General features: G+C 54.2%; 8 protein-coding genes. 6 read left to right on the forward strand and 2 right to left on the reverse strand.

Translation table 11 applies throughout. The features are described from left to right. Nucleotides 1-20 precede the first annotated feature (20 nt). The 5 genes from RBB82_RS17885 (at nucleotide 21) to RBB82_RS17905 (ending at nucleotide 6,946) form a co-directional block, all read left to right on the forward strand. Nucleotides 21-635, forward strand: a complete 615-nt coding sequence (locus RBB82_RS17885; protein ID WP_433972100.1) for an NADH-quinone oxidoreductase subunit B — start codon at nucleotides 21-23, stop codon at nucleotides 633-635. Nucleotides 636-856: 221 nt separating this feature from the next. Continuing rightward, nucleotides 857-2,482, forward strand: coding sequence for an OmpA family protein (locus RBB82_RS17890; RefSeq protein WP_433972101.1), 1,626 nt, complete (start codon nucleotides 857-859; stop codon nucleotides 2,480-2,482). 120 nt (nucleotides 2,483-2,602) lie between these two features. Further along, nucleotides 2,603-4,606: a WD40/YVTN/BNR-like repeat-containing protein gene (locus RBB82_RS17895; RefSeq protein ID WP_433972102.1), complete on the forward strand. Its 2,004-nt coding sequence runs from the start codon at nucleotides 2,603-2,605 to the stop codon at nucleotides 4,604-4,606. 38 nt (nucleotides 4,607-4,644) lie between these two features. Beyond that, nucleotides 4,645-5,796, forward strand: a complete 1,152-nt coding sequence (mqnE, locus tag RBB82_RS17900) for an aminofutalosine synthase MqnE (protein ID WP_433972103.1) — start codon at nucleotides 4,645-4,647, stop codon at nucleotides 5,794-5,796. A gap of 502 nt (nucleotides 5,797-6,298) precedes the next feature. Continuing rightward, nucleotides 6,299-6,946 carry a PEP-CTERM sorting domain-containing protein gene (locus tag RBB82_RS17905; protein WP_433972104.1) on the forward strand — a complete coding sequence of 216 codons (648 nt, stop codon included), beginning with the start codon at nucleotides 6,299-6,301 and terminating at the stop codon, nucleotides 6,944-6,946. A gap of 370 nt (nucleotides 6,947-7,316) precedes the next feature. Here the strand turns inward: RBB82_RS17905 and RBB82_RS17910 are convergent, their stop codons facing one another. Continuing rightward, the gene (locus RBB82_RS17910; RefSeq protein ID WP_433972105.1) at nucleotides 7,317-8,513 is read right to left on the reverse strand and encodes an MFS transporter; all 1,197 of its coding nucleotides are present in this window, start codon (nucleotides 8,511-8,513) and stop codon (nucleotides 7,317-7,319) included. Between the two features lie 22 nt (nucleotides 8,514-8,535). Continuing rightward, the gene (locus RBB82_RS17915; protein ID WP_433972106.1) at nucleotides 8,536-9,603 is read right to left on the reverse strand and encodes a LacI family DNA-binding transcriptional regulator; all 1,068 of its coding nucleotides are present in this window, start codon (nucleotides 9,601-9,603) and stop codon (nucleotides 8,536-8,538) included. A gap of 513 nt (nucleotides 9,604-10,116) precedes the next feature. Between RBB82_RS17915 and RBB82_RS17920 the strand changes: the two genes are divergently transcribed. Beyond that, the gene (locus tag RBB82_RS17920; protein WP_433972107.1) at nucleotides 10,117-13,320 is read left to right on the forward strand and encodes a TonB-dependent receptor domain-containing protein; all 3,204 of its coding nucleotides are present in this window, start codon (nucleotides 10,117-10,119) and stop codon (nucleotides 13,318-13,320) included. The last annotated feature ends 46 nt before the right edge of the window (nucleotides 13,321-13,366 follow it).

The raw sequence follows: 13,366 nt of genomic DNA on the forward strand, positions 1-13,366 counted from the left end.
ACCGGTTTTATAGTAGAGACATGAGCACAGCTTCTAACGAGAATACGAGCAACCGACCCACAGCGACTCCGCAGAAGAACGACCGCTACATCTTCGGTAGTCTGGATAGCTCCGGGAAGAACCACGAAAAGGTGACCGAGGTGAGCTGGGGGGATCAGCAGCCGGAGGGTGTTGTTCTGGCTTCGATGGATGCCGCGATCAACTGGGTGCGAAAGAACTCAATCTGGCCGATGACCTTTGGTCTGGCGTGCTGCGCGATCGAGATGATGTCGATGGGCGGATCGAGATACGATATTGCCCGGTTTGGTGCGGAGGTATTTCGTCCGTCGCCTAGACAGAGCGATCTGATGATCATTGCGGGCCGAGTCTCGCAGAAGATGGCGCCTGTGATTCGGCGTCTGTATGAGCAGATGCCGGAGCCAAAGTGGGTGATTTCGATGGGTGCATGCGCGACCTCAGGTGGGGTGTTCAATAATTACGCTCTGCTGCAGGGTGTTAACCAGGTGATACCGGTTGATATCTATGTTCCAGGATGCCCACCGCGCCCCGAGCAGCTGTTATATGCAATTACTCTGTTGCAGGAAAAGATTCAGCAGGAGCGGGGAACAGTCCGTAAAACCCTGAATTTGTCATAGTGCACAGTATGAAGTGCACGTTACTGGAAGGGTTCTTTAGATAGGCCATCTGGAGTTTTTTGCTCGGCGGGCTGGTAACCTATTGAAAATAGTGTCATCGAGGAGTATTTTTTTACCCGGATCCATTAGCAACTGAAGTAAGCTGTTAGGAATCGAACAAAACAAAACGATCTCTGAATAAAGGTTCGTAAAAAAGCAAGACTTTGAGTGGAGGAACTCGAATGGTTTATCGCCCGTTTCGCAGTACACGCCGGTTCATACTGGCTGCATGTGCAGTCGGTCTCGGAGCTGCCAGTTTAAGCGCGCAGACTCCCAGCACAGCCGCCCCGGTGGGGCCTAACCCTTCCCGAGTGGATGTATTTCTGGGGTATTCCTACTTTGGGGCTCATGGACAGATTAAGCCCTCGGACATTAGCTACTCTTCGATCAATGTCGGCGCCATCGGTAGCGTAGCTTATTACTTCAATAAGTATGTCGGTGGAGAGGTTATCTTCGCGGCGCATCCGAATGGTGTGAACGATGATCTTTATACTGGCTCTGCCGGTCCCATCTTCAGGGCTCCGATGCAGAACTTTACGCTATTTGGCCACGGCCTGGTCGGTGGCGGTCGCCTCGATGGTCCGAACTCTCACAATGGCACCTATTACAACCCATATCGCTGGGGCCCGACTCTGACTGCCGGCGGCGGCATGGACTACGATCTGCCTTTCTTCAACAACAAATTCTCGCTTCGATTGTTCGAAGCCGATTATCGTTACATTCACACCAGCTATGGCGCTCCGACGCCGCCCCCAACCGCTGGTGTGCTGGGCGGTCGCGCGAACCTGAGTGGTGTCGAGCTGAGCACTGGTATTTTGATGCACTTCGGTCACATTATTCCTCCTCCACCTGTGACCTACTCCTGCGTTGTTTCGCCTACGACTGTTTATCCTGGGGACCCTGTTACGGCGACCGGAACGGCGTTGAACCTCAACCCGAAGAAGACGGCGACGTATTCCTGGACAGCTGATGGTGGTGTAATCTCCGGCACATCCACCACAGCCAACATTGACACGAAGTCTGCGGCTCCGGGCACCTATACGGTGAAGGGCCATGTTACCGAGGGCGTAAAGCCTGGCGAGACAGCGGACTGCTCGGCCACCTACACTGTGAAGCAGTTTGATCCACCAACCGTAAGCTGCTCAGCGAATCCGTCGACGGTTGCACCTGGAGATTCGGCGACGATCACCGCAACTGGTGTCAGCCCGCAGAATCGTCCTCTGACTTATAGCTATAGCTCGACAGCAGGTTCGGTCTCGGGAAGCACCTCGACCGCAACTCTGACGACGACTGGTGCAGCGCCCGGAACGATTACGGTAACTGCTAACGTGGTTGACGATAAGGGTCAGAGTGCATCCTGCACAACGACGGTTACGGTAAATGCACCGCCGCCGCCGCCTGCCCCAACGACCAGCGCTCTCTGCTCGATCAACTTCGATCGTGACAAGAAGCGGCCAGCACGTGTCGATAACGAAGCGAAGGCCTGCCTTGACGATATCGCTCTCAACCTGCAGCGCACTTCGGATGCGAAGCTGGCTGTGGTTGGCGATAAGGACAGCGCAGAGAAGAAGGGCGACCAGCTCGCTGCAGAGCGCGCTGTAAACGCCAAAGCCTACCTGGTAACGGAGAAGGGTATCGACGCTGGCCGTATCTCGGTCTACACCGGTTCGGATAACGGAAAGACTGTGACGACGACGTTGATTCCTGCCGGCGCCACACTGAGCACCTCTGGTCTAACCCCTGTGGACGAAAGCGCAGTAACCGCCAAGCCACGGACGGCACCACCAGCGAAACATAAGAAGAAGTAGTAACGATAGTTGTAGATGTGCATAAAAAGCTGACTGGGGAGGTCCCCCAGTCAGCTTTTGTGTTGAAGGCTGTATGTAAAATGTTCTACTCTTCAACACACACAGATTGGATAACCTCCCTTGAACAAACATCTCCGGCTCCCTAGTAAGTTAGCTCTTCTTCTCGTTCTATCCTCCCTTCAAGCATTTGCCGCGGCAAACTGGTTGCCCTTTGGACCGGATGGAGGCGATGCTCGAGCTTTCGCTGCCGATCCCCACAATCACTCGCATCTCTACCTGGGTACCGCCACCGGGTGGATGTATGAGTCACAGAATGGCGGCGGTGACTGGAAGCGTTTGGCGTGGATTGGCAAGCGGGATGACCTGGTGCTGGATTCGATCGTGCTCAACAGCACCGATGCGAAGCGCATTTTGGTTGGGGCCTGGGTTTTGGGCAGCCCAGATGGTGGCATCTTTCTCAGCAAAGACGGCGGCGCAAGCTGGGAGAATGAAGCGGATATGCACGGCCAGTCCATTCGTGCTCTTACCTCTGCGCCATCGAATCCTAATATTGTGGTGGCAGGGACCCTCAAGGGGGTTTACCGATCGACCGATGGTGGGGAACACTGGCAGTTGATCAGCCCTGAGGGAAGCCACGAACTGCATGAGGTCGAGTCGATTGCAATCGATCCGGTGGATCCTCAGATCATCTACGCAGGCACATGGCACCTACCGTGGAAGACGGTCGATGGTGGCAAGCACTGGACCAACATGAAAGAGGGCATCATCGACGACTCCGATGTGTTTTCAATCATCGTTGATCCCAAAGATTCGAAGACCGTTTATGCGAGCGCCTGCTCAGGAATCTACAAGAGCCAGACTGGTGGCGAAAAGTTCCAAAAGATCCAGGGGATTCCGTCCACGGCACGCAGAACCAGGGTTTTGATGCAGGATCCGAAGAATTTGAATATTGTTTTTGCGGGAACCACGGAAGGGTTGTGGCGTACCGTCGATTCAGGCGCGACTTGGCAGCGCACAACTGGGCCCGAGGTAATTATCAACGATGTGTTCGTTGATCCGACCAACACCAGTCGAATGATGCTTGCGACAGACCGCGGAGGCGTCCTGGTGAGCAACGATGGTGGCAATTCGTTTACGCAATCGAACAGCGGGTTCTCGGCACGAGAGATTACTTCCTACGTGGCGGACGCTTCCAACCCCCAGACTGTCTACGTGGGAGTCGTGAACGATAAGGCGTTGGGTGGGGTATTCGCCAGCACGAATGGCGGCCTCAATTGGACCCAGAAGAGTGTGGGATTAGAGGGCCACGATGTGGTCAGCCTTGGGCAGGGAACGGACGGGAGTTTAGTGGCGGGCACGCGACATGGTATTTACCGGTTGCAAGGAGAGACGTGGGGCCGCGTGAAAGACATCACTCTCAACCCGCCGCCGGCGCCGGCACCTCGACCAGGAAAGAAGGTTGCTGGACACACCACTGTTCCAACAACCGTCCACAAGCCTGTTGCAAAGCCGCTCACTGACTTCCAGGCGACGATCAATGGGATCGCCCGTGGCGGCGATGCACTTTATGCTGCAACTTCGAGTGGACTTTTTCGCAGTGTCACGTCAGGTCAGAGCTGGAAAGAGGTTCCGGGTTTCGAACCAAGGAGCTGGAACTTTGTGGCCGCATCGAAGTCTTCGGTGCTGGCGGCTAGTCTGAACTCTGCGTCGTTTTCTTCAGACGGTGGCGAGCAATGGAGCCCGATTAAGCTACCGGAGGCAATCGATCAGGTCTCGGCTTTGGCCGTGGACGATGCGGGTGGCCTTTGGGTGGGTGGGCGACAGGGCATATTTGTCTCCGACGATAAAGGAGCTACCTGGCAGACGATCAAGAACCTTTTTCTTCTTGATGTGAACAGCATTTTCTATGATGCAGCCTCACAACGCGTCCTCATCGCTGCGGGCAGCAAAAATACGATTGCCTTTGGCGTTCATCTTCCCGATCGAACGGTGCAGTATTGGAACACCGGCTGGAATCTGCGTCTGGTGCGCCCAATGGGGGACCACCTCGTCGGGGCGACCTGGTTTGATGGTGTGGTGATACAGCCACGTATGGTCGATTCCAAGGAAGTGGCCAGTCATTGAGGTGGGCCTCGAGGGCTAATGAGGAATAGAATCGTAGTATGAGTTCTTATTCAGCCGCTCCACGCCCTCGACACTCGTTCCAGACAGACGATGCTGCACTTTTGCCCATTGCGGCGAAGGTGCAGCAAGGCGAGAGGCTTAGCTTCGACGATGGAGTGACGCTCTATCGGAGTGGCGATATCCTCGCTGTTGGCTGGCTGGCAAACCTGGTGCGGGAGCGCATGCACGGGGACATCGCGTACTTCAACGTCAATCGGCATATCAACCCAACCAACGTTTGCATGGCGTCCTGCCGTTTATGTGCGTTCGGGCGCAAAAAGGGAGAGGCCGGTACCTACACGATGGCCCTCGAAGAGGCCTGGGAGACGGCAGCTTCGGGGTATTCGGAGGCCGTGACCGAGTTTCACATTGTTGGCGGACTGCATCCAGACCTGCCGTTTGAGTACTTCATGGATTTGGTTCGTGGGCTCAAGGTTCGGTTTCCGAAGGTTCACGTGAAGGCTTTCACCATGGTGGAAGTAGCGTTTCTGGCCAAGCGCGCGAAGATGACGATTCCGGAGACGCTTGCTCACATGAAGGCCGCAGGGGTGGATTCGATGCCGGGTGGTGGTGCAGAGATCTTTGCGGATCGGGTGCGACATATTATCTGCGATCACAAGATTGACGGCGGTGAATGGCTCGATACAGCCCGCATGGCGCACCAGATTGGGCTGCGCTCGAACGCTACCATGCTGTACGGGCATGTGGAGAACGAAGAAGATCGCGTGGACCACCTGCTGAAGCTGCGTGCAGTACAGGATGAGACTGGCGGGTTTCAGACTTTTATCCCGCTGTCGTTCCATCCGGACAATACGGCGCTGGCTCACATTCCAAAGACAACGGGAATGCTGGACCTTCGGCAGATCGCTGTGGGGCGGCTGATGCTGGACAACTTCCCGCATATAAAGAGCTATTGGCAGATGGTTTCGCCGAAGATGGCACAGATCTCTCTGCGGTTTGGCGCGGACGATATTGATGGCACGGTGATCGAGGAGAAGATTTACCACGATGCCGGAGCAACGACTCCGCAGGGTATGCGGCGGGCGGATCTGGTTCGGTTGATTACGGAGGCTGGGCGAGAGCCGTTTGAGCGCGACACCATGTATCGAGCTGTGACCCGCAGCGAAGACAGCTTTACTGTTGCCGTGTAACCTGCACAGTTCCCGTTTTGATACCAGTTCTATTTTAGGAAAGCCATTTCGGAACGGAGTGGCTTTCCTTTTTGCTTAATGGTGTCGCCTTCTCGCTAGATTCACCCAGTGAGATTGAGATGTTGAGTCCCGCATCCGTCTTGTGGTGCCCGAATGAACTGTGTTCGAGATTGGGAATCGTCACCTTCCTGGTTCTTAATCACTTATAGACCCTCCGTGCTCCGTTACGTCATTTTTGCCTTATTGTTGGCTAAGTGATCGGAAAACTCACGAAAAAATAAGCTTTTGCCTTAAAAACGAACACTGTTGCCAAGGTTTGCATGTGAATAGTGGAAATGTTTTTCCTCGTGGGTAAACCTTTGACACGAAATCCAAGAGGTTTGCCACGTGATTTCAGCGGGTTATTTGAAAACTCTGGAATTTCAGTGAATTTTTAATCTTTCGTGAATGGTTCCCAAGTTGCAACAGAGAGGGTGCAGTAGAGATCTCGGGGAAGGTTTTCATGAAACTTAAGTTTGCATTACTTGTTCCAATTTTCTGCCTTGTAGCTGGTCCGGTTGCGGTTAAAGCGGACACGCTCACACTTAATAACGGAACGGTGAATCCCTCGGGCGGTAGTGCTGAGATTTACCCATATTCTTTTCAACTGAACACATCTTCCGGCACATCGACGGTGGACCTGATGTGCCTCAACTACAACCGTGAGATCGCTGCGGGCGAGAGCTGGAGTGCCGCAGAGGAGAGTATTCCGACGGGCACCTCGGTGATGGATCAGGACTATCGCGCAGATGCGATTCTCTACTCCGAAATCCTACACCCGCAAGCTGGCGTGAGCATCAGCGAGATTCAGTACGCAGAGTGGAGCATCTTCGATCCATCTGATCTGAATGGCAATTCGTTGTTTGACTCTACGGCTCAAACCCTGGCGAGCAATGCGTTGAAGGCCGCCAACAACCAACAGTTGATCAGTTCTGGCTACTTCAATCAGTTCACTTTATATATTCCATCTGACGATACCTCTTCGGGACCGCAGGAGTTTATCGGAACTGCGGCTACCCCAGAGCCTTCGAGTCTGTTGTTTCTTGGGTCTGGACTCATTGGAATGGCCGGAATGCTTCGCCGAAGGTTAGTAACGACACAGGTTGGGTAGCGAAGGTTGGTGTCGCAGTTGCTTTTGCACAGTTGTCAGCTTGTTGCTTGATGAAGGGCAATTCCCTAAATCACGCAGTGAGCCGTAAGGCTGCAGTTTTCGTTTGGATATTTCACTCTTGGGAAGGAGGCACTATGTATCTTCTATTCGGACCAGCTATGGCTGCCGTTGTTGTTATTGGCGTAATTCAACTCCGCGATCACTTTGTAGCCCCTGCCAAATAAATGTTGCAGGTTATTATCCCCATGGAGGTCAGGCTGAGCCTGGCCTCTTTTTCCGTGTGGTCGGTTGGAGAGCTGCTCCGCGGTCTACTAAGTCTTCTTGATTGGGAGGCCGCTCTTCTAACTCTTAGGGTCGGCGATTTGCACATCTACCCGCGGGATGTGATTGGTTTGGCAGTGATGACGCCGGAGAGAATAAGGAGTAGAACTGCGCCGGCGGCGGGAACAACAAGCCCTGCGCGGAGGTTGTGAAATTGGGTAGAGCAGACGCCTGTGATCCACGGGAGTACAGCCCCGCCGACAGAGGCGCTGGCGAAGAGAGGGCCGAGTCGTTTGTGGTTGCCGGTGCGGGCGAGCATAAACGAGACCAGGAGAGGAAAGACAGGAGCTAAGGTAAAGCCGCCGAGGATTGTTAGGGTGAGGATTCCACCTGCGGAGATGTGCACCAAAACGCAGAGCAGAGTTTCAATGATAATAAGTAGAACGAGACAGAGTCGATAGAGAGCCGGCTCTCCCAGGAGAAACATAAGAGCGGCTACAAGAAGCCGACCGACTAACTCCGCTACCCAGAAATAGATTGCGATAAAAGACGCCTGCAGAGATGGGTGGGTCCGGACCGCGTAGGTAGGAAGCCATCCTCCAAGCGAGTTTTCGACGCCGACGTAGAGAAACATGGCAGCAGCGAAGGTCATCAGAGGCAATAGGGGCAGAGGCATTCGCTGTTTTAGCTGCGAACTTGAGGTAGATTGCGAGGTCTCCGCGCTGTCGCTGGAAGAGCTCGAAATCTTGATAGCGGTGGAGAAGAGAGAAGCGATAACAAAGAGTATTGCGAGAACAAAGAAGAAGCGGCGAATGTCGCCCGCTCCCGCAATACGGAGCAGCAGGGGGCATGCGATCGCACCAAGACCCCAGGCAACATTTAATATGGCGAGGAGGCGTGCTCGTGCAGAGGGTAGGGTTGTTCCTGCAATGATGTTGCCAGCAGTAAGACCGGTGCCAAGACCGACACCGATGCAGAAGAGGGCAATGTGGGCGTTGCCAAAGCTCAGCGACGATAAGGTTGCACAGCCTAACGCGGAGAGCGCCGAGCCGTAGAGGAGACTACCTCGAAGGTTGCGTGCGGCGATCCAGGCTCCGCAGAGCTGGCCCAAAAAGTCGGCTGTAAAGAGAGTTCCGGCCTGTGAGTCCTGGATCTGCCAGTGCTGAATCAGTGCTGGCAGCAGAGGACCCAGCATCACGGTTGCAATGCCAGCCACGAAAAAGTAGAAGAAGACGGGCCCGAGCATGCGAAACAGTGCGATACGGTCTTCGTCGGGGGCCGTTACTCCTGGATGAAGTTGTTGCAAAGTGCTCCTGTCAGGATTTGTCTCACTTCGACCGGGATTGGTGGGTGTTGTGTATGCTTGCCGTCGATTCTCTCACGACCAACTCCGGTTCAAACCAGACCTCGTGCGGATAGGGTTCATCCGGGAACTGAATACGCTTTATGAGCAGCTGCGCCGCGGTCCATCCCATCTTGTGCAGAGGCTGACGGACTGTGGTTAGGCGAGGGTTAAAGTACTCTGCAACAATGATGTCGTCGAACCCGATGACCGATATGTCGCGGGGGCAGTTGAGTCCAGCATCTTCAATGGCGCGAATGGCGCCGATCGCTGCGGTGTCGTTGAAGCAGAACATTGCAGTGAAGTCGTGGGTGCGGGAGAGCAGTTCGCGCATCGGTGGATAGCCGAGTTCGGGTGACCACAGATTCTTTTCCAGATAGATGCAGAGTTCAGGTTGTATCGCGATGCCAAGCTCCTTCGCGATGCGAACGATGGCCTCCCAACGAGCCTCGGAGTCGAGAGAGTAACGCTGGCCCTTCATGAATGCAATTTTGCGGTGTCCGAGGTCATATAGGTGACGAAGGGCCTTGCTGGCGGCGAAGTTGTGATCGAGCATCATATTGGAGACACCGTCGGCCTTGCTATGGGAGGAGACGCCGACGACAGGAAGGGGAACATTGAGTGACAGTTCAGTATTGACCAGGAGAAAGCCGTCGACGCGGCGGCTCATGAGGAGCTCCTGGTACTCATCTCGGAGGTCATTGCGGCCGAGATGGCTGACGGTGAAGTAGAGGAAGCCCTCTTGAAGAAGATATTCTTCTACGCCCAGCATGACTCCGGTGAAGTAACCCTCACTAAGCTCTGGAACGATAACCCCGATGGTGTTGGTGATGCGGGTGCGCAGCATACGAGCAGCCAGGTTTGGCCGATACTCAAATTTCTTAGCCGCAGCATGGACGCGTTCTCTGGTCGCTGGAGAGATCGACTTCGCGACCGGTGAGTCATTCAGGACAATGGATATTGTTGCGGGAGACAGATCAAGGTACTCGGCAAGGGTCTTGAGCGTCACAGGTCTGGCTGCGTCGGGCGCGTTTTTTCTGATGCCTGTCATCATGCTCCGGCGGATCTATCTTCTTTGTATGGCAACATTTGTACACCTTTCGCACGAACTCGGCGAGTCGATAGACGCCAGGTAGTAAATTCGGGACGCCAGTAGAAGTCACGAGAAAAAGACAAGTTCAATATTTGTTGGGTCGAGAGAAGCTTGTTTTTTTCGCTTGCTTGCGGAAAACGTCAACACAAAAAATCATTTATACAGCGTCAGCGCTGAAGTGTTTAACACATCTAGATTTGATTAGAAAAAAACACTTTTGTAATGACGTAGCGCGTTGACATCTGCAGAAAGTCATGAAACTTTAGATATCACACAAGAGATGTTACTCGTGGAACTGGTCGCGACCCCGGTAGAGCATAAATAGAGGGCATATAGGACCAGACCATCGGCATTACTTAAGGCCATCGGGTGTGTTTTGCACACCGCAAACGATCAGAAGCCTTATTTCATTAGCCGTAGCGCACCGAACAAAATTCGGATGGGCCGCGTGTTTTCCGCAGGAGGCTTGAAGTGATGCATTCATGGAAGTTCTCGAACGGTTTGTTGGGCTTTGTTGCTTTGGTTTTGATAAGTGTTGGCGCGGGATTTGCGCAATCCACGGCCACCTTGTCTGGAACCGTCACTGATCCGAGTGGCGCGGTGGTTCCCGGGGCACAGGTGACGGTGCATTCTCTGGCGACCGGGCTTGATCGCGTGATCGTAACGGATAGTGCTGGCCTCTACGCTGTGCCTTCGTTGGAGCCTGGTGATTACGAGGTGCAGACGAGATCAGCAGGCTTCAGCTTGTATACGGTGAAGAAAGTGACTGTGGACGTCGATCAACGAGTCACCGTCAATATGCCGTTGGCAGTCACATCCGCTGGTGAGACGGTCCAGGTAGAGAGCACGGCGTCGCAGATCGAGACTCAGACGATGACGGTCGGGCAGGTGATCGGACAGAACACGGTGCAGGAGCTTCCGCTGAACGGGCGCCACTTTCTCGATCTGACGGTCCTCACTCCCGGCGGTGTTGTCGCTCCGACTGCAGGTAACTTGACCGGCGCCAGCCGCGGCCTCGGGGCCAACTCCTTTATCACTGCCGGCAACCGCGAAGACTCGGTAAACTTTCAGATCAACGGCGTCAATCTCAACGACATCAGCCAAAATCAGATTACCTTTCAGCCGTCGATCGATACGACCTCCGAGTTCAAGATTAACAACTCAACCTTCAGTGCGGAGTACGGTCGCAGCTCTGGCTCGATTGTGAACGTTGCCACACGTTCCGGCACCGACAGATTTCACGGCGAGGCCTTCGACTACTTCCGCAACGAAGCTCTCGATGCGCGCAATTACTTCAACCGCAACTTCAGCCCCGCTACCGGACTGCCAATTCCTGGCCTTCCGGGCGAAAAGGCGCCGCTCAAACGCAATAACTTTGGTGGTGCAGTCGGTGGCCCAATTTGGAGGGGACATACATTTTTTTTCGCCAGCTATGAAGGTCTGCGCCAGCATCAGGGGATCCTTCAGAACAGTACTGTGCTTACACCAGCTCAGCAGGCGCAAATCGCTGCCAACGCTGCTCAGTTTCCTGCTGCGGCCGCTCTCGCCAAGCTCATTCCGCTCCCGAATAGCGGCAATAATTTTGTCGCGTTCACACCCGGTCCAGTCAATATCGACCAGTTCACCGTCGACGTCTTGCATCAGATCAACACCAGTGACTCTCTGCATGGCTTCTACGCATTTCAGAAGGACGTCCGCACGGAACCTGCATTGCAGGGCGACACCATACCAGGTTGGGGAGACCATCGCTCCGCGCATCGTCAGGTGTTTACGTTGAATGAGACGCATATCTTCAACGCGAACTTCGTGAACGAGGCTCGGCTGGGCTTTAACCGTATTTCGATCGCGTTCAACCCGGCGAATCTGCTGGACCCGTCGAGCGTTGGTATCAACGATGGCCTTAACGGCAATGTCGGATTGCCTCAGATTACGCTCTCCGATATTGGTCTTGTGTTCGGTGGCCCTTCGGGCTTTCCGCAGGGACGCAACGATACGCTCGGTGTTCTTTCGGATGCGGCGACGATGCTTCGTGGCAGACACACGATCAAGTTTGGCGGGGAGTTCCGCCGGTATCTCAGCGCGAGCTTTGCCGCCAATATTGGAACGCTCACGTATGTGAGTACTCCGAATAACTTCGAGCAGGACAGCGCCACTGTTTTTAGCGTCCAGCCAAATACTACCTCCAGCCGCGTATACGCTGATGCTGTAGGTGCATTTGTGCAGGACAACTTCAAGTTCACCTCGCGGCTCACGCTTGAGTATGGTCTCCGCTTCGAATGGAACGGAACTCCGGTTGAAGGCGAGAATCGCTTTATCCTCTTCAATCCTTCTGGTCCATCCCTAACTCAGGTTGGAACCAATGGTCTCGGAGCCAACGCAGCTTACAACCAAAACTATAACTTCGAACCTCGCGTGGGATTTGCTTATGATGTCTTCGGCACAAGCAAGACTGTAGTGCGCGGCGGATACGCGTACCTAGTGGACCAGCCGGTTTCAAATGCGGTGACGGCGCTTGCATCCAATCCTCCGTTGAGCTCTGCGGTTTCGTATAACGGCCCTGCCATCCCGGTCGGAAATCTTTACAACTCTGCAAAAGCTTCTGGCTTCGCGATCAGCTCGGTCAACCCTAACCTGAGGAATGGCTATATCGAGAGCTACAACCTCAATGTGCAGCAGGAACTTCCGGCCGGCATCGTCGCGTCGCTTGGCTACTATGGTTCCGTCGGCCGTCATCTTCGCATTACAACCAACGAGAACCAGGCAAGCGGACCGGTTGGGTCGCCCCACATGTTCTCGAACCTCGCGTCGAACAGCCCGATTCTCCCCGGTCTGGCAATTGCTTCCAACATTTCCGAGATAAACAGCATCGGCGTATCGAACTACAACGCTACGTGGGCCGTGCTTAGCAAAAACATGGGCCATGGGCTCTACGTCAACATGAACTACGAGTGGGCGAAGTCCATGGACATTAATTCACTTGGATCGCAGGGTGGTCTTAATCTGCAGGATAGTAATAATCCGCGCGGCAACTATGGACTGTCTGACTTTGATGTGCGCAATCACTACGCTGGAACAGCGATCTATGCTTTTCCGTTCAAGGGCAATCGTCTGGTCTCGGGTTATCAGCTTTCAACGATCATTCAGTACCAAACTGGCAATCCGATCAACATCACCGCAGGCAGCTCGAGCTTCAATGGTGTCACCGGCGTTGTTCGTCCTGATCTTGTTGGCAAAGTGTCGACGCACAAATCGCAAACTGCTATCGCCAACGTCACTTTTATCCCGCAAAGCAACGTCTGCCCGATTGGTCGCACGCTGGCAGTACCCAATGGGTGCAGCCTGCAAATTCAGGGCATTAATGTGTCTACGCCAACCCCAACCAACCCCAACGCCACCACACTTCAGTACACCGGCATCGGCAATATACAGCGTAATGCTGTGTCGGGTCCTGGATTCGCGGACGTAGACCTTTCCGGAGAGAAGGACACAAAGATCTTTGAGGGACTAACCTTCAAGCTCCGTGTGGATGCGTTCGATATTCTCAATCACCCCAACTTTGCTCAGCCGTCGGGAAACACTCAATCAGCGACGTTTGGCCAGATATCCGCGACCCGCTTCGCGACGAGCGATGGCGGATCTTCACGGCAGCTTCAACTTAGCGGTAAGTTCGTCTTCTAAGAAGAAGCTTGCAAGATGCGCCTCGCTGAGTAGCTGTCAGCGAGGC

Source organism: Tunturiibacter lichenicola, assembly GCF_051013355.1.
In the GTDB taxonomy this organism is placed as follows: domain Bacteria; phylum Acidobacteriota; class Terriglobia; order Terriglobales; family Acidobacteriaceae; genus Edaphobacter; species Edaphobacter lichenicola_F.